The organism is Pseudoalteromonas sp. MMG033 (genome assembly GCF_057197785.1).
On record NZ_CM170070.1, the window covers coordinates 4258202 to 4278556 of the forward strand.

A 20355-nucleotide genomic window follows, 5' to 3' on the forward strand; every position below is an offset into this window, starting at 1 on the left:
CAATTAAGAAATACTGGCGTTTATATCTCTCAATGCTTTTGCAGGGTCTTCAGCTTTAGTGATCGGTCTGCCAATCACCAGATAGTCGCTGCCAGCTTCAATAGCTTTTGCAGGGGTCATGATACGCTTTTGGTCGCCTGCATCACTGCCAGCAGGTCTGATCCCAGGAGTAATAAGCTTAAATTCATTACCAAGCTGTGCTTTTAATGTCTCTGCTTCTTGCGCTGAACACACTACCCCGTCTAAACCTGACTCTTTAGCCAGTTTTGCCAAGTAAAGCACTTGCTCTTGTGGTGTCTTATCAATGCCCAACTTGCTAAGTTGAGCTTGATCCATACTTGTCAAAACAGTAACAGCAATAAGCAAAGGGGCCTTATCACCATATTTACTTAACGCTTCTTTGGCTTTTGACATCATTTCTGTGCCACCACTGGCGTGCACATTAACCATCCATACACCTAACTCCGCAGCAGCAGTGACTGCTTTTGCGACCGTATTTGGGATATCATGAAATTTCAGGTCAAGGAATACGTCAAATCCTAGATCTACTAGCTTTTTAACAAACTGAGGGCCAAAATAAGTAAACATCTCTTTACCTACTTTTAAACGACACTCATCTGGTGAAAGCTGAGACACAAATGCTAAAGCCGCACTCTCGTTGTCATAATCTAATGCAATTAGCACTTTTTTTTGTTCAATATTTGACATAATTACCTTAATTTTCTTTTAAAAGAATCACATACAATATTAATAACCATCTAAGCCTCGACTTGGCACAACTGACTCCCACGTTTTACACGATGGGCATAACCAGTATAGTTTATGGCTGGTAAAGCCACATTTGTTGCACTGATAATCAGGCTTAGTGGATATGTAAGATGTAACGAGGTTATCAATCTCTTCTAATACATCTTGAATTTTTACATTTTTGGCACTCAAAAGTTGCAGTAAATAACTGAACCCTCTTATTGACGGCTCTCGCTTTAAGCTGTCAGTTAAAAATACTATCGCTTCTGTTACTTTCCCAGACTCTACTAATCCCTGGCAATGCTTTATTTTTATTGTTACACCAGCGTTCGGGAGTAATTCACCTATCAAGTCATAAAACTCTTCTGAGATATTTAAGCTCTCATAGCAGGTTTGAAGATCGTTAATGATAAGAGGTGCGATTTGAGGGAATTCGGAAGTCAGTTTGCGCCAATAGTAAATTGCTTTTACATTATCTTGGCGACCGTGTGCATCAAGGCCTAACTCATATAAAGGTCTGATAGCTTGATGATTGAGCTTGGTCGCTTGTTCAAAAAATTTGATATTCTTTGATTCAATTGCAACTTCACAATAAAAGTTTGCAATTGCAGCACAACTGGCCTTATCAGAAAATAGGTCCGAATATGCTTCATACATATTGACACCTTTTTGCCAGTCTCTCGTTTGCGAATAAAGCTGGATCATGGGCTCCAAAGCATCTTCAAAACCCGCTTTGACTAAAACGACTAAGTTAGATTCTGCCCCATCTAATAACCCGGCCATTATATAATCTTTTGCTAATTCCAGCCGGCAGGATTTCACCAATTCTATATCTAAATTAGGCTGCTCTATGAGTAATTCATGAATTTTGATTGCCCTATCAAGCTCACCGCGCTTTCTAAATAAGGTAGCTAGAGTTAAGTAATGCTCTACAGAATCAGCTGATACTTCTAGCAGCTGTATTAGATGTTCAAGACCCTGATCTTCTTCTCTATCAAGTAAGAATTTCAGGCCTTTACTATATTCGGATGTGATTTTTCTATTTTGCTCATGTGCCAAATTTTTAGCACTGTTCTTTCCCATTACATAACCATAAGCAGCGGCAACAGGAAGCAGCAAGAACAAAAGCTCGATCATGGCTGGCTTTGATCTTTATTCAACAATAAATTATTCGTTTTATGTAACTGACGATTCTTTTGTTTTAACCTTACGAGTGAACTTAAGTTAAACAAAACACCAAGAATTATACCTGAAAACAGACATAAGCTCAGTAGTGTCGCTAACGGCATTTCGGCACTTGCAACGATAAAGTTTACTTCAACAACATTCGGATTCTGTGTGCCTACTACAAACGCCACTAAAAGCAACACCAAAAGTAGTCCCTTTTTAACAACTCGAACCAAATTAGGTATCTCCAATTACCCTTCGAGACTAGCGTTAACGCGATCTCTTAATTCTTTTCCAGGCTTGAAATGTGGTACATATTTACCATCTAGCTCTACTGTTTCGCCTGTTTTAGGGTTGCGACCAGTTCTAGGAGAGCGATAGTGCAGAGAGAAACTGCCAAAGCCACGGATTTCGATTCTATCAGAGCCAGATAGAGAACCCGCCATTTGTTCTAAAACTTCTTTTACTGCATTTTCTACGTCTTTTACAGGAACATGTGCATGCTGTTCAGCAAGTTTTTCTATTAATTCAGACTTTGTCATAACGTTTCCTTTAAATAAAAAAAGAAGGGCTAAAGTGCCCTTCTTGATTAGACTTAAGAATTAGTCTTTTTGAGCATTTTTGAAAGCAGCTGCCATTGCGTTTTCGAACGCTGGCTCTTCTTTCTTAAGCTTCTCTAGAGCTTCTTTCTCTTCAGCTTCGAAGATAGCTTTAACAGATAGGCTGATCGCACGGTTCTTACGGTCAACACCTACAAATTTAGCTTCTACTTCATCACCTTCAGAAACAACAGAAGTTGCATCTTCAACGCGCTCTTGAGCGATGTCAGCTACACGGATGTAACCTTCAACACCTTCAGCAAGCTCTACAGTTGCGCCTTTCGCGTCAACTTCAGTCACTTTACCTTTAACAATAGCACCTTTTTTGTTTGCGTCTAGGTAGTTATTGAAAGGATCAGCTTCGATTTGCTTAACGCCTAGTGAGATACGCTCACGCTCTGGGTCAACCTGAAGAACGATTGCAGTGATCTCGTCGCCTTTCTTGTACTCGCGTACAGCTTCTTCGCCTGGAGTGTTCCAAGAGATGTCAGAAAGGTGTACAAGACCGTCGATGCCGCCGTCAAGACCGATGAAGATACCGAAGTCAGTGATTGACTTGATCTTACCAGTAACTTGGTCGCCTTTGTTCTGTAGACGAGCAAATTCCTGCCAAGGGTTAGCTTTACACTGCTTAAGACCTAGAGAAATACGACGACGCTCTTCGTCGATTTCAAGAACCATAACTTCAACTGTGTCACCTAGTGAAACAACTTTTGAAGGGTGGATGTTCTTGTTAGTCCAGTCCATTTCAGAAACGTGTACTAGACCTTCAACGCCTTCTTCGATCTCAACGAAACAACCGTAGTCAGTAAGGTTAGTTACGCGACCAGTAAGCTTAGCGCCTTCTGGGTAACGACCAGCGATTGCTGCCCAAGGATCTTCGCCAAGTTGCTTAAGACCTAGAGAAACACGAGTCTTCTCTTTGTCGAACTTAAGTACTTTAACAGCGATTTCGTCACCAACATTTACGATTTCACTTGGGTGCTTAACGCGCTTCCAAGCCATGTCAGTGATGTGAAGTAGACCGTCAACACCACCTAGATCTACGAATGCACCGTAGTCAGTAAGGTTTTTAACGATACCTTTAACTTCTTGACCTTCAACAAGGTTAGCAAGCAGCTCTTCACGCTCTTGTGAGTTCTCAGATTCGATAACTGCACGACGAGAAACAACAACGTTGTTACGCTTCTGGTCAAGCTTGATTACTTTGAACTCAAGCTCTTTACCTTCAAGGTGAGCAGTGTCACGTACAGGACGAACATCAACAAGTGAACCAGGTAGGAAAGCACGGATTGAATCAACTTCAACAGTGAAACCACCTTTAACTTTACCGTTGATAACACCGATAACAGTATCTTGGTCTTCACATGCTTTCTCAAGACGGATCCAAGCTTCGTGACGCTTCGCTTTCTCACGAGAAAGGATAGTTTCACCGAAACCGTCTTCGATTGCGTCTAGTGCTACGTCTACTTCGTCGCCAACAGCAACTTCTAGTTCACCAGCAGCATTTTTGAATTGCTCTGCAGGGATTGCACTTTCAGACTTAAGGCCAGCGTCAACAAGAACGATGTTGTTCTCGATTGAAATAACTGTACCTTTAACGATAGAGCCTTGCTCTGCTTCAAAACCCTTTAGGCTTTCTTCAAATAACTGCGCAAAATTTTCTGACATACTAAATACGTCTCATATATAAATGTACCAATAAGCGACCATGCTGCATGGGGTAGTTAAAAAAACACCGGCGGCCTTGCCAGTGCTATGATAAATTAGCTAACTTTCGGAAGTTTGCCTGACAATACTGCTTCATCCACAAGTTTAAGTACTTGCTGATATACTTGGTCGGCATCTAAAGTCGTGGTATCTATGTGAATAGCATCATCAGCAGGCACTAGCGGTGCTACTTTTCTATTCATATCACGGTCATCACGTGCTTTGATATCTTCTAAAAGGCCCTCAAGTGTAACATCAAGCCCCTTACCCTTCAACTCATTAAAGCGTCTCTTAGCACGTTCTTCAGCACTTGCAGTAAGATAAATTTTTAATTCCGCTGATGGGAAAACAACTGTGCCCATATCGCGACCATCCGCAATAAGGCCATTCTCAGTTCTAAATGCACGCTGTCTGCGTAAAAGTGCCTCTCTAACGCGGGGAAGCATGGCTATTTTGGAAGCCGTTGCTCCTACTTCTTCGTTTCGGATTGTATTCGTTACATCTTCGCCTTCAAGCACAATTCTAGATTTTTTAGACGTACTATCAATCATAAATTGAACATCAAGGTTCGCGGCTAAAGGAACCAGCGCCTCTTCATTGTCCAGTGCGATTTGATGATGTAACACTGCAATAGACAGCACGCGGTATATTGCACCGCTGTCTAGAACATCCCAATTTAATTTCTCAGCCAACAAACGACAAACAGTCCCTTTGCCAGATCCGCTTGGGCCGTCTACGGTGATTACGGGCATTGCAGCCTGCATTAAAACCTCCTGAAATGCACACCTTATATAAATCGGCGCCTATTATACGCAAGTTTGATGAATAGATCCTTATCAACATGTAACTTTTTGTTCTATTGCTGAATTTGTATCTTAATTGGGTATGAGAGCGTGTAAAACAACACGCTCTAAAATCTGACTAGTACTGCGAGATTGAGGCGAGCACATCGAAGTAGGTAGGGAAAGTTTTCGCTGTGCAGCCAGGATCATTAATCGTAACTGATTGACCACCAACAGCGACCATTGAGAAGCACATTGCAATTCGATGATCGTTATAAGTATCTATCTCTGCCTGTTTGAACTCTGTTGGCGGTGTTATCTCGATAAAGTCTTCACCTTCAACTACTTGAGCACCGACTTTGCGAAGTTCTGTCGCCATTGCATATAAACGGTCGGTTTCTTTCACTCGCCAATTATAAATATTACGAATCGCCGTTTTACCATTAGCAAACAAGGCTACGGTAGCCAAAGTCATCGCCGCATCAGGAATAGCATTGGCATCGATATCAACACCTTGCAACTCTCCCTTTCTCACAACCAGCTTTTCGTCAAACCAATCAATTTGGGCACCAACTTGTTCCATTACTTGTGCAAAGCCAATATCACCTTGCACACTCGCTTTGCCAACACCATTTATTTCAATTTCGCCCCCTGCGATTGCTGCTGCTGCCACAAAGTACGATGCAGAAGAAGCGTCACCTTCCACCATAATACTGCTTGGTGAGGTGTAACCCTGTCGGCCTTTCACATAAAACACTTGATAATTGTCATGCTCTACTACCACACCAAATTGTTTCATCACACCTAACGTAATATCTATGTAAGGCTTAGAAACTAGCTCGCCAGCGATTTTAATTTCACTGTCACCATCAAATAGTGGAGCGGCCATCAGAAGTGCTGTCAAAAACTGACTTGAAATACTGCCATCAATCTCAACCGCGCCGCCTTTTAGCTTTTTCCCTACAATATCAAGTGGCGGATAGTGGTCATTTTTCAGATAGGTAACATCTGCACCTAATACATCAAGTGCATCAACAAGGTGACCAATTGGACGCTCTTCCATTCTAGGTTCACCTGTCAATGTGAACTTGCCCTCTGTTGCAGCTAAAACCGCCGTCAGTGGTCGAAAGGCTGTACCTGCATTACCTAAAAACAATGGCTCTTCAGGCGTATTAAAGTGTCCACCGTTACCGTGTACTTTCGCTATGGTTTTGTCATCATTCAGTTCAACCTTGACACCCATCACATCTAAAGCGGCGAGCATATGGCGAATATCATCACTATCTAACAAATTGCGAACTTCTGTTACTCCGTCACATAAAGCGGCAAGCAAAAGAATACGATTTGATAAGCTCTTTGAACCTGGCAAGGTCACAGAGCCAGATACTTTTTTTATTGGCCTTAAAGGTAACTGTTCCATCAGCTGTGCTCCGCTGCAAATTTTTTCATGAATGTAATTAATGCTTCGATGCCCTCAATTGGCATTGCGTTATAAATACTCGCGCGCATACCACCGACAAAACGATGGCCTTCAAGCGCCATTAAGCCATTTTGTTCTGCTTGCTCAAGGAAGGTGTCATTAAGCGCATCATCTTTGAGCCAAAACGGTACATTCATTAATGAGCGACATGTGCTCGCTACTTTATTGTAATAAAAATCCGAGCTATCAATATAGTCGTATAACAACGCCGCTTTTTCTTTATTGTGCTTTTCCATTGCAGGCACGCCACCAATTGACTCTAAGTATTTAAATACCTCAGCCGCTAAGTACCAAGCGTAAGTCGGAGGTGTGTTGTACATGCTATTTTGCTTTGCTTCGATTGCGTAATCTAAAATTGCAGGGCGCGGTAACCCTTCTCTCTCTAATAAAGACTTACGAACAATTGCAATGCTCAAACCTGACGGACCAATATTCTTTTGAGCGCCTGCATAAATCAGATCAAAGTCATCGACATTAATTTCACGGGACAAAATCATTGAAGACATATCCGCAACGATTGGCGCTGTTGGATGCTTTGGTACGTCAAAAATTTCAATGCCATCTATGGTTTCATTCGGGCAGTAATGAACGAAAGATGCATTTTCAGGTAGTGACCAATCTGAAACCGGTAAAATATCAAATTGACCCTCTTTGTCCGTACGAATATCAACAGATTCAACTTGTGTAAACTTTGCGCCTTCTTTCGTTGCGCCAATTGACCAAATACCATTCTCAACATATACACCTGGTGCATTGTCCAAATGTAAGTTCAAAGGCACTGCTGAGAAATGACCTCTGCCGCCACCGTGCATAAATAGCACTTCAAATTCATCAGAGATGTTCATCAACCTTCTCAAGCTTGCTTCACATTCTTCAGCCAACTTCAGAAACGGCTTGGAGCGGTGGCTTATTTCCATTACAGATACGCCTAAACCTTGCCAGTTGATAAACTCTGCTTGCGCTTTCTCCATTACAGCAGGGGGCAACATCGCAGGGCCTGCACAAAAGTTATAAACAGTCATATTTTCCTCATTCCAAATAAAACGTGACGCCAAACAGCAAAATGCTGTTTATACAACGCGACACGGAAATAAACTTTCAGTCTATGAATTTACATCAAATACAGGGTCAGATGAAACAAAATTCTGGGTCAAATTATTTAATTTGGTTGAATTTTTTTAATAAAAAAGCGGCCTAAGCCGCTTTTTTATTTATTCAGAATCTTGTTCTGGTTCACTCGGTGGTGTTTCTTCACCTTGAGCATCATCCACAACAGCATCTTCAATCTCATCTACTTCAATTTCTTCGATGCGCTGGAGTCCAACAACTTGCTCATCTTCTATTGTGCGGATCAATATAACACCTTGCGTGTTACGTCCTACTGTAGAGACTTCATTTACGCGTGTTCTAACCAAAGTACCTCGATTAGAGATAAGCATAATTTCATTATTGTCTTCAACCTGAACTGCGCCAACTACGTTACCGTTACGCTCAGTTACCTTAATTGACACAACCCCTTGAGTCGCTCGGCTCTTCGCTGGGTATTCATCCAACGGCGTACGCTTACCATAGCCATTTTCTGTTACCGTTAAGATAGCACCGTCGTTTTTAGGCACAATCAATGAAACAACTTTTACGCCATCTGGCATCTTAATACCACGAACACCCGTTGCAGTACGACCCATCGGACGTAATGCCAACATCTCTTCGCCTGTTTCAGGGTCAAGTTTCACTTCGCCTGTTTCTGAGTCACGTAATTTCTCATTAAAGCGAACAACTTTACCGTGGTCAGTAAATAACATGATGTCGTTACTGCCATCAGTGATATCAGCACCAATCAGGTTATCACCGTCGTTCAAGTTGATTGCGATAATACCGCTTGCACGCTGACGACTGTATGCTGTCAGTGGTGTCTTCTTCACTGTACCATTGGCTGTTGCCATTAAGACATACTTGTCTTCTTCATATTCACGAACTGGTAAAATCGTTGTAATACGCTCATCTTCTTCAAGAGGCAGTAAGTTAACAATTGGCTTACCACGCGCTTGTCTTGATGCCAGTGGTAGTTGATATACTTTCAACCAGTACAATCTACCCGCTGTCGAGAAACAAAGTATTGTGTCGTGTGTATTAGCCACAAGTAGACGCTCGATGAAATCTTCGTCTTTCATTCTTGTAGCCGCTTTACCTTTACCACCACGGCGCTGTGCTTCATAGTCAGATAGAGGCTGATACTTCACGTAACCTTCATGAGAGAGTGTTACAACAACATCTTCTTCGTTAATTAAGTCTTCAAGGCTGATGTCATGTGCTGCGGCAGTGATTTCCGTGCGACGCTCATCACCATATACTTCTTTGATTTCAACCAACTCATCACGGATAACTTCCATCAAACGCTCAGGTGATGAAAGAATGTGTAGTAGCTCAGCAATTAAGTCTAGTAGTTCTTGGTATTCACCTAAGATCTTCTCATGCTCTAAGCCTGTAAGCTTGTGTAAACGTAAATCAAGAATTGCCTGTGCTTGTTGTTCAGAAAGGTAATATTGACCATCTCTGATACCAAGCTCATCTGCTAACCAGTCAGGTCTTGCAACATTTTGCTCACCTGCACGCTCAAGCATAGGTGCAACAGAACCAAGCTCCCATGCACGCGCGGTTAATGCCGCTTTCGCTTCAGATGGTGTTGGTGACTTACGAATTAGCTCAATAATTGGGTCAATGTTTGCCAGTGCAATAGCAAGACCTTCAAGCGTATGTGCTCTGTCTCTAGCCTTGCGTAAATCGTAAACTGTACGACGTGTGACCACTTCGCGACGGTGAATAACAAACGCTTCTAGCATTTCTTTTAAGTTGAAACACTTAGGTTGATTGTTATCAAGCGCAACCATGTTCATACCAAACACGGTTTGTAGCTGTGTCTGAGCATACAGGTTATTAAGAACAACCTCGCCTACTTCACCACGCTTAATTTCAATAACAATACGCATACCGTCTTTGTCAGACTCATCGCGTAATGCACTGATACCTTCCACTTTCTTATCTTTTACTAATTCAGCAATTTTTTCGATAAGACGCGCTTTGTTAACCTGGTAAGGGATCTCATGAACAATAATCGTTTCTTTGCCCGTTTTCTCGTCAGTTTCAATCTCTGCACGAGCACGGATATATACTTTACCACGACCAGTTTTATAGGCTTGTTCGATGCCTTTTTTACCACTGATGATTGCCGCAGTTGGGAAATCAGGGCCTGGAATATATTCCATTAGCTCTTCAATGGTGATGTCAGGGTTTTGAATAATTGCCAAGCAACCATTGATCACTTCAGTTAGGTTATGTGGCGGGATGTTTGTCGCCATACCAACTGCGATACCTGAAGAACCATTCACTAATAAATTTGGCACTTTAGTTGGTAGCACGTCAGGGATCTGCTCTGTGCCATCATAGTTAGGTACGTAGTCGACAGTCTCTTTGTCAAGGTCAGCGAGAAGTTCATGAGACATCTTTGCCATACGCACTTCGGTATAACGCATTGCCGCTGCGGAGTCACCATCGACAGAACCGAAGTTACCTTGGCCATCAACCAACATGTAACGTAAAGAGAATGGCTGAGCCATACGTACGATTGTATCGTATACTGCACTATCACCATGAGGGTGGTATTTACCGATGACGTCACCGACTACACGAGCTGATTTTTTATAAGGTTTATTCCAGTCATTTCGTAGCTCGTTCATTGCGAAAAGTACACGACGGTGAACTGGCTTCAGTCCGTCACGTACGTCTGGCAATGCACGCCCTACGATTACGCTCATAGCGTAATCAAGGTATGAATTTTTCAATTCATCTTCAATATTGACCGGGAGGATTTCATTGGCGAGATCAGTCATTTGATACCACTTTCCTTCAGAGTCTTGCCCTTTTGTGTCACACTAATAGCAACAAAGGGTTAAGTTATTATTTATTCGGCTGCCGATAGTAACACAGGTAAATTCAATTTGCAGTCGTAAAATGTCTGGTATTTTTATAAATAGCCAATACAATGCGCCCAGATAAACGAGGAAGCTTTTTATGACCGAACATCAAAATGTAGACCACCAAGAAATCGCAAAATTCGAAGAAATCGCTGAAAGATGGTGGGATACAGAAGGAGAATTTAAACCGCTACATGATATCAACCCATTAAGGTTGGACTTCATCAACGATAAAAGTGCAGGCTTATTCTCGAAGAAAGTACTTGATGTTGGATGTGGCGGCGGGATCTTAACTGAAAGTATGGCTAAGCTTGGCGCAGAAGCAACAGGCATTGATATGGGCCAAGAGCCTTTAAATGTCGCTAAACTTCACAGCCTTGAAAGCGGAATCAGCGTAGATTATCAAAAAATACCCGCTGAAGTTTTCGCTGACGAGCACCCTGAGCAGTTTGATGTGGTCACTTGCATGGAAATGTTAGAACATGTGCCCGACCCTGCTGCAATCATTGCTGCCGTTGCAAAAGCTGCTAAGCCCGGAGCCAGCGTATTTTTTTCTACTCTAAATAAAACACATAAAGCGTATTTATTAGCTGTTGTTGCCGCAGAGAAACTTTTAAAAATGGTGCCTGAAGGCACACACGATCATAACAAGTTCATCCGCCCTTCGACTTTAATTGGTTGGGCTGAACAGCATGGTTTAAAAGTACGTGCATCAGCAGGAATTAGCTACAACCCGTTCACTAAAACGTTTACTCTAACAGACGATGTTAGTGTCAATTACCTACTTCACTTCGAGAAACTAGCATGATACAAGCCGTTTTATTTGATTTAGACGGCACTTTACTTGATACCAGTGACGATTTGGGTGCCGCGTTAAACCATGTTCTTATAGAGCATGGGTTACCCACACTTTCAAAAAGTGAGTACAGTCCCGCCATTTCCAATGGCGTCAAAGCCCTGCTTGAAGTTGGCTTTAAGGACAAATTAATCAACTACGACTTAGCGACCTTGAGGCAGCAGGTTTTAGACTATTATGAAAGTAATATTGCTATCCACAGCCATTGTTTTGATGGGATCGATAACATGTTGCAATCTTTGCATGATAAGGGGATCGCTGTCGGTATAGTTACCAACAAACCTGAGTTTTTAACTTTCCCGCTTTTAAAACAAATCAATACATTAAAAAGTATTGAAGTCGTCGTATGCGGAGATACCCTTGATGTAGCGAAACCCCACCCTGCACCACTTTTACTCGCAGCCGAAAAGTTGGGTGTTTCTGCTTTGCAAACTTTATATGTCGGTGATGCAGAGCGAGATATACAGGCAGCCAAAGCAGCACAAATGCGCTCGGTTGCTGCACTGTGGGGCTTTATTCCCTCATTAGATGAAGCGCTATCATGGCAAGCAGAGGTAAATGCAAACCATCCGATTGAGCTTATTTCGCACATATAGTGAAAATTATAATTTGAGACACTACATATAGTGTCTTACACTTAATTGAGTAAATAATTGAACAGAAAAAAATCATTCAGTTTTTTTGCTAAAAAAAGGCAAAAATTAATGAACTGAAGTTGATTTTTTTACGCACTCAGGCTGAGCGGATAGCAGAAGGTTAGTAACTACTAACGCGATTTATTTATCCCAATGTTATCCACAATTTGAGTGAAGTTGTTCTCTTGCAAAATAGTATCAACCACACTATCTTGTGATGCACTTTCAAATAGGCACCATATCTAGTGGTGATTTCCTAACCAATATAAGAATTTGGGAATACGGGCATAGCTTATGAACCAACAATTATCTGTCAGTAAAAGAAACGGTCGTAAAGAACCGCTTGATTTAGATAAAATCCATCGTGTTATTACTTGGGCAGCCGAAGGCTTAGACAATGTGTCAGTCTCTCAAGTGGAATTAAAGTCTCATATCCAGTTTTACGATGGGATCCGTACTGAAGATATACATGAAACAATCATCAAAGCAGCTGCAGATCTAATCTCTAAAGACACGCCTGATTATCAATATCTTGCAGCACGTCTTGCAGTGTTCCATTTAAGAAAAAAAGCATATGGCCAGTTTGAGCCTCCGCACTTATATGATCATGTTGCAAAGCTCGTAGACGACAAGCGTTACGACGAGCACCTATTGAAAGATTACACTCGTGAAGAGTTAAATGAATTAAATGACTATCTTGACCACAGTCGCGATATGACTTTCAGCTACGCGGCGGTCAAGCAGTTAGAAGGTAAATATTTAGTTCAAAACCGTGTAACTGGTGAGATTTATGAGAGCGCGCAGTTCTTATATATATTAGTAGCGGCAAGCCTATTTGCTGATTATGACAAAGAAACACGTTTAGATTACATCAAGCGTTTCTATGACGCTGTGTCACAATTCAAAATCTCACTACCAACGCCTATCATGGCCGGTGTTCGTACACCGACACGTCAGTTCAGCTCATGTGTCCTTATTGAGTGTGATGATAGCCTAGACTCAATCAATGCTTCTTCTTCAGCGATTGTTAAATATGTGAGTCAACGTGCCGGTATCGGTGTAAACGCAGGACGTATTCGTGCACTTGGTAGCCCAATCCGCAATGGTGAAGCATTCCATACTGGTTGTATTCCATTCTACAAACACTTCCAAACAGCTGTGAAAAGCTGCTCACAAGGTGGTGTGCGTGGCGGTGCTGCAACTTTATTCTACCCACTTTGGCACTTAGAAGTTGAAAACTTACTGGTTCTAAAAAATAACCGTGGTGTAGAAGAAAACCGTGTTCGTCACCTTGACTACGGCGTACAGTTCAATAAAACAATGTATGCGCGTTTACTAAAAGATGACTATATTACCCTATTTAGCCCATCAGACACACCAGGGCTATACGATGCATTTTTTGAAGATCAGGAACTTTTCGAAGAATTGTACTTAAAGTACGAGCAAGACGAGTCTATTCGTAAGAAACGTATCAAAGCGATTGAGCTGTTCTCAATGTTTGCTCAAGAGCGTGCTAGCACAGGTCGTATTTACTTACAGAACGTTGACCACTGTAATACACACAGTCCATTTGACTCAAAAGTAGCTCCTATCCGTCAATCTAACTTATGTTTAGAAATTGCGCTGCCAACTAAGCCGTTGAACAACGTCAATGACGCTGAAGGTGAAATTGCACTATGTACACTGTCTGCATTCAACTTAGGTGCTATCGAAGATTTATCTGAGCTTGAAGAACTAGCAGAGCTAGCAGTGCGTGCACTTGATAATCTACTAGATTTCCAAGATTACCCAGTACCAGCAGCACACACAGCGACAATGGGACGTCGTACTCTGGGTATAGGTGTCATTAACTTTGCTTACTACCTAGCTAAGAATGGTAAGAAGTACTCAGACGGCAGCGCGAATGGCCTAACGCATAAAACGTTTGAAGCAATTCAATACTACTTGATGAAAGCATCTAACGAACTTGCAAAAGAACGCGGTGCATGTCCTAAGTTTAACGAGACAACATACTCACAAGGTATTATGCCTATCGATACTTATAAAAAAGACATCGATGCAATCTGTGACGAGCCACTTCACCTTGACTGGGACGCGCTAAGAGCAAGTGTTCAAGAGCATGGCATGAGAAACTCAACATTATCAGCGCTAATGCCTTCTGAAACTTCATCGCAGATCTCAAACGCGACAAATGGTATTGAACCGCCTCGCGGGCATATCAGTGTTAAGGCAAGTAAAGACGGTATCCTAAAGCAAGTTGTGCCTGAGTATGAGAAACTTAAAGATCAGTACGAACTACTGTGGGACATCCCTTCTAACGATGGTTATTTAGGCCTAGTTGGTATCATGCAGAAGTTTGTCGACCAAACAATCTCTGCAAATACAAACTACGACCCAACTAAGTTTGAAGGCGGTAAAGTACCAATGAAGTTGTTGTTAAAAGACTTACTAACAGCATACAAGCTGGGTGTTAAGACGCTTTACTACCATAACACACGTGATGGTGCTGCTGATGCGCAGGACGAATTAAAACCAGAGCCTGAAGATGACGGCTGTGAAGGCGGCGCTTGTAAGATTTAACAAGCCAGTCAAGAATCAAAAAGCCCAGCATATGCTGGGCTTTTTCGTACACACAATTCAATTATTCAATCATGTACTATAAAATTTAGTCATCTAGCTTGAGCACTTTTGCTATCACGCAAACTTGCTGTGCGGTTTTATAAATTTGATAATATCCACCACCTACAGACAACTGATGGCAATTAAATATTCTGTTGGCTGGTATCTGCCAATACGAAGCCAGCAACGGAGCCGCCGATCCTGTCGCTTGATCTTCTTTGCTACCATATTGAGGTGCAAAGTATCTGAAATAAAAACCATCACTACCTAAGCTAGGATTTGTGGTCACTAGCAACGCCCGACGAGTGCAGTTGATGTATCCCTTGGCATTGAAATCTAACTCAATCAAATCTTGCTTATTTGCTGCTTGTGCAACGAAATACCCGTCATTAGGATCTGTGTGCTTAATATTACTCAGCACTTGGTTAAACACCGGAAATATATGATCAAAGTCCGTTGTTATTTCAAGACTCGCTTGCGGCAAGCACATAACAAAAAGCTCACCCCCTTGATGAGAAACATTTATTGTCTGATTCGACGATTCAAAAGTGATTTCTTTCCCAACAAAGGTGAAGATGGATGTTAGTACATCAGCCGCAGCAAGGGTTGCATGACCACAAAATTGAATTTCGCCGTATGGTGAAAACCATCGGATACCATACCTGCTGTCGGCATACTTAACCAAAAAAGCAGTAGCAGCGACTTTATTATGACTGGCGATTTTTTGAAGGCCATGCGTATCGTGAAACTCATTGAGTTCATCACATAAATTCACGTCGGCAAGGTTGCCAAGGTAATGCTCCGAGCAAAATACTCGCCGAACACCGTACATCTTCATATCAAAAAATCTTACTCATGATTGTATTTATCTTCATGCTTAGCTATAGATGCACCAAAGGCGCATAAGCACAATGTTACAAACACTACCTTGGAATCAAATACCTCTACAGTGAAAGGTTATTAACGCTCTTCTTTGACGACTTGCCATAAGGAGTCTACAAAATATTTATTACTATCAGTGAAATGCTTAACCACATGAAAACCACTTTGTTGAGACAATCTCTCAATATCATTTGTTGAAAACTTATAAGAATACTCGAAATGAACTGCTTCATATGCATCAAATTTAAACGCTCTTTGCAGCGCTGAGATATACACCTCTTGCTTTTCAGTCGAAAGTACATAGCTTTCCATGGCGCCTAATACTGGATTGTAAACGCCAAAATGCTGGAATTTATCTAGTTCAAAATTCGCGCCTAACTCTTTGTTTATTCGACTCAACAAATTGAGATTAAACTTTGCAGTTAAGCCATCTTCGTCGTTATACGCTGCAGTGAGTTTCTTGACGTCTTTCTTTAAATCAAAACCAATGAATATAAAGTCATCCGCTTTAAGACTCGCCCACATCTTTCTGAGAAATCCAAGGCTTTGCTCGCGATTAAAATTGCCAATGTTAGAGCCTAAAAATAAAACCAACTGTCTATTTGTAGACTGACCCCTGACGAGCTTTAACCCATCAAAGTACTCGGCTACAACACCATGAATTACCAGGTTATCATTGGGCACAATATTTTCTTGTAGCATGAACATGGCTTTTTCTGAAATATCGATTGGGTAAAAGTTTACTTTGCAGCCACTTTTCAAAAAGCCATCAATAATTAACTGACTTTTATGTCCATCCCCAACGCCTAATTCAATAATGTCAATTTCTTGCTCATCAATCACATCAGCTAATTGTTTATTTATATTAGTGATGATTTCCACTTCTTTCGCGGTCAAATAATAATCTTGATGCTGAGTAATTTTTTGGAAAATTTCACTTCCCGTATCATCATAAAAGTACTTTGCAGACAAGTGCTTCGAAGGCGCACTTAACCCAGTCAATACGTCAATGGCTAGCTGGTCATCTTGTGTATTTTCACCGTGTGTGTCTTGTGTAAGTAATCTAAAGTGTGTCATTCAATATCCTTTGCTAGCCTGATGCCAGAAAACATCCAGCGCTGATGTGGTTGATAAAAGTTGCGATAACTGTGGCGATAATGATCTCTGGGTGTGGCCACACACCCGCCCCTCAAAACAAACTGGTTGCACATAAACTTGCCATTGTATTCGTTAAGCATGCCCTGATATGGCTTGTAACCAGGATAGCCAGAATAATGGCTTTTAGTCCAACACCAAACTTGCCCAAAAGGCACGCCACTCGCTACAGGGTGAAAAATGCTTGCCAGATTGTCATTTCGTTTATTGATATCTGGAATCACCTCAACAGCTGAGCTTGCTGACAAATAAACCTCCAGCTCATGCTCTGTCGGTAACCTTAAGCCTTTCCAGTTAGCAAACGCGTCTGCTTCAAAGTAGCTTATATGTGTGACAGGAAGATTGAGGTCTAATGGCATCAAACCATGTAGTGTAAACTCAAACCATTCATTCTCTATCTTTTGCCAATACAGAGGGTGAGCAATTTTATTGTCGTTTACCCACTCCCACCCTAAGCTCAGCCAAAACTCTGCTCTGTCATACCCATTATCTTGAATAAACGCCAAATACTCAGCATTTGTGATTGTGTTTTCACTAATCGCAAATCCATAGTTGTAGCGCTTGTGCCTTGGTTTTTCATTATCATAGGCGAACCCCCTATCTATAGCGCCCACTTCGTAAATGCCTTCGTCAAAAGCTCGCCAACGTGCTTTTTCTGGCTTGATGATGTCTAACGATTGGTCGCAATAAAAGGGAGAAAGTGGGTTACAGCCCAAAATATACTTAATATCCATAAGCAACAGCTCCTGATGTTGCTGCTCGTGATGTAATCCGATTTCTAGTAAGGAAAGTACTGCTTCGTCCAAATCAGCTAAGGACAAAAAGTCTACAACTTGTTGATCTACATAGTTTCGATAATGAATAACCTCATCAACCGTTGGTCTTGATAGGCTCCCACGCTGACTTTGCAACCAATGTTCGCCAGCTGATTTATAGTATGAATTAAACAGCATGCGATACCCTTGGTGATACCTTGAGTAATCAGTCATGTATTTAACCAAAATAACTTCTTCAAAAAACCACGTTGTGTGGCCTAAGTGCCACTTCGGCGGACTGACTTCAGCAATAGGTTGAACTGCATAATCTTCAACTTGTAAGCTTGCGCATAAGGCAGTTGAGTGCGCTCTGATCCTCAGATACTCATCAATTAAATGTGTAATCTTTGTTTTCTCGATTAGTTGCTGTCGGTTCATAAGCTACCTGATTGAAAAGTCTATTCTGTGTCAGAAACCTACTTAATTACCCTATCTAACAAACAGACCACAATGTTAATAAAGTGTAGCACGTTATCACACCAATATTGTATGGTATTTAAGCTGTTTCAATTTCATATAACACAGCCTTCAAGACCTCACTTGAAGTATTCATTGAAATCTAATCTCACCAGCATCGGCTGGCTTATAAAGTATTATCTCTTTGCACCCTTAAAGTATGTATGCTCTAAACGCTTCTAATTATGTCTAACTGTCTTTTATGCAGGTTTTTGACTTAAAAAACTGATCCTGAATAATAAAAATTGTTAGGGCTCAAATGAATGACTGTGAATATCCTAGACCCAGACTGTTTCATGCGCCAATTGTGATTTAGAATGATATGCAATGTCGTGATCACCTGTGATATTTACAATATTGGCTTGTATCGTCCAGCCATCAACGTAAAAACTGATAGAAACAGTACCAAACCGCCATTGGCTTTTATCAAAGTTAAGTCCTGCGTGTGAGCTATAACAATCAGCGCCTTGAATATATTGTCCAAAAAGAGATAGATGAAGTGTGGTGTTTCTCAACGATAAGAAACACCATGGTCGAGCAAAATGATAAAGCAGGTATTAACGCACTGGTACGACATATGGAAACTTAACTGGGTGTCGATTAAAGGTATTTGCATGATCTGTTACCTTGCGCCCAACTAGTAAGCTCAGCACTGCGTCCATACCATCGTCACTGGGTTTGCGTCCGTTGACTTTCGGATAGCCATATTCCGCACTGCTACCCACCTTGTAAGAAATCATATCAGGTAACAATTGCGCTGCAACTGAGTCCGCATATTCAACAGGGTTGGATAGTTTCCCATCTAGCGCGACTGCCCTTAATACCATGCCCGATATCGCATACCTTCGTGACATGTCACTATCTGGGCGATGCTGAATATGTTCACTCACTTCCATTTTGTTATTTGCCAAAAACATATGAGTTACAAGCGGGTTTGCCACTCGATTCACTTGTACCCACTGGTCAACATTGTACATCGCACTACTTGCATACACGTGAATATTCTTCGCCAGCATGCTGTTGGGCAGTTCAACTAAAATGATACTGCTATTAAAGCCTTTAAATAAATCAACCCCATTATTGAATTGAGACAGCTCAAGCTCACCCTTGCCAATCAGTGCTGTTAAGAACCCAACAATGCCCTCGGAATTTCCAACAAATGGATCTCGTGCCGCGCCGCTCCATACCTTCACGCCATTGTTAAATTTGACAGTTTTACCAACTTTAGCCTTACCAAATGCCTTACCTTTAGTACCAACAGCTTGATTCGCCCCATCTACGAGCCCAAAAACCAACCGTTCCCCCTCTAAATAAGCTGTGATAGTTACCCCGCCACTACCAAACGATTTATCATTGGCAATATGAAAGCTGTAAACGCCTTTTTCACCAAAAGCAGCGCGGTCTTTTGTGGTGGGATTCACATCCATCATAAATGCAGTGTAACCACGGCGCTCTGAGTCAAATACAAACATATCAGTCAAATCAAACTGAGGATGCTCCTGAGCCAATTTACTTTCAAAGTGATGGCTTGCAACTGCTGGCACTGCGCTTAAGCCTGCACCAATAGCAAAAGCGAGCGCTGCCACTGTAGATTTACTGGATGATTTTTTTAGCAATTTAATCATAGCGGTCTCCTATAAACTGGGTTGCTATTAAAAAGTGGGTATTACGGTTTAAATTACTGATCTACCCTCCTTACTTTTATTTTTGAGCTATTTATTTAACTCAGCTGCGAGCATGTAAACGCGCTAAACAGTTAGCCAACACCAATATTGAAATACCTAACAAAGCAACATCCTTGATCAAAAACTGTCCTAGAAAATTTAGAAATGGTAAACCTCCCTCTTTGTTTTCCCCAATTGGCAGCACAAGTAAAGTGCTCACAGTCACCAAAAAAGTTACGGCGCCCATTGCACCACCCATAATTCCAGCACGCGCAGACCACACAGACATCATTAATAAGGTGGCAGTAATAATTTCAACTACCCCGAGGAAATAAGAGGCCCCTTCAAAGCCAAATACCGCATACAACCAAGTTAACCAAGGTGTGCCATTAATCACGGGTTTTAATGCTTCAACCTCCGTAGGGGTAAATTTAAGTACGCCAATTAATAGTAATGGCAACACAACCCCTAGTAGCGCAGTACCTTGCCCAACCTTATGCATAGTATTAATAGAGTTAGTAAACAAAAGCAGTCTCCTTAGTGAATTTATAAGCTCTGTGATCTCAATACCGAATCCTGACACCAAGCAAAAATAGCGACTGTTATCGTGTTTAGTGCTTTAACTACTTTCATATTCAGGGAAATTTATGTGCTGAAGGCAGTCAATCTATCAACGGCTTGGGATAAATTATTCATCACCTTACTTGGATGAACCATGACCAAAAAAACCAACTTTATGTCAGTTCGTACAAAAAATGGGGGGAGTAGCTTTTTGGAGTATTCTCCAATCGCCGACAAGCTATGAAAGGTAGATGGT

The 20355-nt window shown here is 41.6% G+C and carries 18 protein-coding genes; 3 read left to right on the plus strand and 15 right to left on the minus strand.

The annotated features are described in order from the left end of the window. Window positions 1–3: 3 nt before the first annotated feature. The 9 genes from pyrF to gyrA form a co-directional block, all read right to left on the minus strand. On the minus strand, window positions 4–708 hold the full coding sequence (pyrF, locus tag AC2CZC_RS18560) for an orotidine-5'-phosphate decarboxylase (protein ID WP_063359859.1): 705 nt from the start codon (window positions 706–708) through the stop codon (window positions 4–6). 39 nt (window positions 709–747) lie between these two features. Then, window positions 748–1884 (minus strand): lipopolysaccharide assembly protein LapB, encoded by a 1137-nt coding sequence (locus tag AC2CZC_RS18565; RefSeq protein ID WP_484582945.1) that lies wholly within the window; start codon window positions 1882–1884, stop codon window positions 748–750. Further along, window positions 1881–2105 (minus strand): LapA family protein, encoded by a 225-nt coding sequence (locus AC2CZC_RS18570; protein WP_231098034.1) that lies wholly within the window; start codon window positions 2103–2105, stop codon window positions 1881–1883. The genes AC2CZC_RS18565 and AC2CZC_RS18570 overlap by 4 nt, the downstream gene beginning before the upstream one ends. A 60-nt stretch (window positions 2106–2165) precedes the next feature. Beyond that, window positions 2166–2456 carry an integration host factor subunit beta gene (ihfB, locus tag AC2CZC_RS18575; RefSeq protein WP_023401704.1) on the minus strand — a complete coding sequence of 97 codons (291 nt, stop codon included), beginning with the start codon at window positions 2454–2456 and terminating at the stop codon, window positions 2166–2168. Between the two features lie 60 nt (window positions 2457–2516). After that, window positions 2517–4184: a 30S ribosomal protein S1 gene (gene rpsA, locus AC2CZC_RS18580; RefSeq protein WP_484582946.1), complete on the minus strand. Its 1668-nt coding sequence runs from the start codon at window positions 4182–4184 to the stop codon at window positions 2517–2519. A 95-nt stretch (window positions 4185–4279) separates the two neighbouring features. Continuing rightward, window positions 4280–4987: a (d)CMP kinase gene (gene cmk, locus AC2CZC_RS18585; RefSeq protein WP_484582947.1), complete on the minus strand. Its 708-nt coding sequence runs from the start codon at window positions 4985–4987 to the stop codon at window positions 4280–4282. Between the two features lie 157 nt (window positions 4988–5144). Continuing rightward, the gene (aroA, locus tag AC2CZC_RS18590; RefSeq protein ID WP_484582948.1) at window positions 5145–6425 is read right to left on the minus strand and encodes a 3-phosphoshikimate 1-carboxyvinyltransferase; all 1281 of its coding nucleotides are present in this window, start codon (window positions 6423–6425) and stop codon (window positions 5145–5147) included. Continuing rightward, a complete protein-coding gene (gene serC / locus AC2CZC_RS18595) occupies window positions 6425–7507 on the minus strand; it encodes a 3-phosphoserine/phosphohydroxythreonine transaminase (protein ID WP_484582949.1) in 1083 nt (360 codons plus the stop codon). The genes aroA and serC overlap by 1 nt, the downstream gene beginning before the upstream one ends. Window positions 7508–7696: 189 nt before the next feature. Continuing rightward, the gene (gene gyrA / locus AC2CZC_RS18600; protein ID WP_284019109.1) at window positions 7697–10372 is read right to left on the minus strand and encodes a DNA topoisomerase (ATP-hydrolyzing) subunit A; all 2676 of its coding nucleotides are present in this window, start codon (window positions 10370–10372) and stop codon (window positions 7697–7699) included. A 181-nt stretch (window positions 10373–10553) separates the two neighbouring features. On the opposite strand from gyrA, the gene ubiG reads away from it, so the two are divergent. The 3 genes from ubiG to nrdA all read left to right on the plus strand — a co-directional run bounded on the left by ubiG (window position 10554) and on the right by nrdA (window position 14527). Then, complete coding sequence (gene ubiG, locus AC2CZC_RS18605) at window positions 10554–11264, plus strand: bifunctional 2-polyprenyl-6-hydroxyphenol methylase/3-demethylubiquinol 3-O-methyltransferase UbiG (protein WP_063359867.1); 711 nt, start codon at window positions 10554–10556, stop codon at window positions 11262–11264. Further along, window positions 11261–11908, plus strand: a complete 648-nt coding sequence (locus tag AC2CZC_RS18610; protein ID WP_484582950.1) for an HAD family hydrolase — start codon at window positions 11261–11263, stop codon at window positions 11906–11908. Before ubiG ends, AC2CZC_RS18610 begins: the two co-directional genes overlap by 4 nt. Window positions 11909–12241: 333 nt before the next feature. After that, the gene (gene nrdA, locus AC2CZC_RS18615; protein ID WP_284019107.1) at window positions 12242–14527 is read left to right on the plus strand and encodes a class 1a ribonucleoside-diphosphate reductase subunit alpha; all 2286 of its coding nucleotides are present in this window, start codon (window positions 12242–12244) and stop codon (window positions 14525–14527) included. A gap of 85 nt (window positions 14528–14612) precedes the next feature. Here the strand turns inward: nrdA and AC2CZC_RS18620 are convergent, their stop codons facing one another. From AC2CZC_RS18620 to AC2CZC_RS18645, 6 genes are all read right to left on the minus strand, one after another. After that, window positions 14613–15404 (minus strand): PhzF family phenazine biosynthesis protein, encoded by a 792-nt coding sequence (locus tag AC2CZC_RS18620; protein WP_484582951.1) that lies wholly within the window; start codon window positions 15402–15404, stop codon window positions 14613–14615. A 122-nt stretch (window positions 15405–15526) separates the two neighbouring features. Next, window positions 15527–16525 carry an L-histidine N(alpha)-methyltransferase gene (locus AC2CZC_RS18625; RefSeq protein WP_484582952.1) on the minus strand — a complete coding sequence of 333 codons (999 nt, stop codon included), beginning with the start codon at window positions 16523–16525 and terminating at the stop codon, window positions 15527–15529. After that, on the minus strand, window positions 16522–17796 hold the full coding sequence (egtB, locus tag AC2CZC_RS18630) for an ergothioneine biosynthesis protein EgtB (protein ID WP_484582953.1): 1275 nt from the start codon (window positions 17794–17796) through the stop codon (window positions 16522–16524). Before egtB ends, AC2CZC_RS18625 begins: the two co-directional genes overlap by 4 nt. 356 nt (window positions 17797–18152) lie before the next feature. After that, window positions 18153–18389 carry a hypothetical protein gene (locus AC2CZC_RS18635; protein WP_484582954.1) on the minus strand — a complete coding sequence of 79 codons (237 nt, stop codon included), beginning with the start codon at window positions 18387–18389 and terminating at the stop codon, window positions 18153–18155. Window positions 18390–18431: 42 nt separating this feature from the next. Beyond that, a complete protein-coding gene (locus tag AC2CZC_RS18640) occupies window positions 18432–19499 on the minus strand; it encodes a DUF4331 family protein (protein WP_484582955.1) in 1068 nt (355 codons plus the stop codon). Between the two features lie 100 nt (window positions 19500–19599). Beyond that, entirely contained in the window at window positions 19600–20064 is a 465-nt protein-coding gene (locus AC2CZC_RS18645) for a DUF417 family protein (RefSeq protein WP_484582956.1), read from the minus strand. Window positions 20065–20355: the final 291 nt, after the last annotated feature.

Excerpts from the sequence above, each read along its gene's own strand:
- AC2CZC_RS18610 (WP_484582950.1), top strand. The coding sequence starts at position 11,261 with ATGATACAAGCCGTTTTATTTGATTTAGACGGCACTTTACTTGATACC.
- cmk (WP_484582947.1), bottom strand. The coding sequence starts at position 4,987 with ATGCAGGCTGCAATGCCCGTAATCACCGTAGACGGCCCAAGCGGATCT.
- ihfB (WP_023401704.1), bottom strand. The coding sequence starts at position 2,456 with ATGACAAAGTCTGAATTAATAGAAAAACTTGCTGAACAGCATGCACAT.
- AC2CZC_RS18620 (WP_484582951.1), bottom strand. The coding sequence starts at position 15,404 with ATGAAGATGTACGGTGTTCGGCGAGTATTTTGCTCGGAGCATTACCTT.
- egtB (WP_484582953.1), bottom strand. The coding sequence starts at position 17,796 with ATGAACCGACAGCAACTAATCGAGAAAACAAAGATTACACATTTAATT.
- pyrF (WP_063359859.1), bottom strand. The coding sequence starts at position 708 with ATGTCAAATATTGAACAAAAAAAAGTGCTAATTGCATTAGATTATGAC.
- aroA (WP_484582948.1), bottom strand. The coding sequence starts at position 6,425 with ATGGAACAGTTACCTTTAAGGCCAATAAAAAAAGTATCTGGCTCTGTG.
- serC (WP_484582949.1), bottom strand. The coding sequence starts at position 7,507 with ATGACTGTTTATAACTTTTGTGCAGGCCCTGCGATGTTGCCCCCTGCT.
- gyrA (WP_284019109.1), bottom strand. The coding sequence starts at position 10,372 with ATGACTGATCTCGCCAATGAAATCCTCCCGGTCAATATTGAAGATGAA.
- AC2CZC_RS18625 (WP_484582952.1), bottom strand. The coding sequence starts at position 16,525 with ATGACACACTTTAGATTACTTACACAAGACACACACGGTGAAAATACA.
- AC2CZC_RS18565 (WP_484582945.1), bottom strand. The coding sequence starts at position 1,884 with ATGATCGAGCTTTTGTTCTTGCTGCTTCCTGTTGCCGCTGCTTATGGT.
- AC2CZC_RS18640 (WP_484582955.1), bottom strand. The coding sequence starts at position 19,499 with ATGATTAAATTGCTAAAAAAATCATCCAGTAAATCTACAGTGGCAGCG.
- rpsA (WP_484582946.1), bottom strand. The coding sequence starts at position 4,184 with ATGTCAGAAAATTTTGCGCAGTTATTTGAAGAAAGCCTAAAGGGTTTT.
- nrdA (WP_284019107.1), top strand. The coding sequence starts at position 12,242 with ATGAACCAACAATTATCTGTCAGTAAAAGAAACGGTCGTAAAGAACCG.
- ubiG (WP_063359867.1), top strand. The coding sequence starts at position 10,554 with ATGACCGAACATCAAAATGTAGACCACCAAGAAATCGCAAAATTCGAA.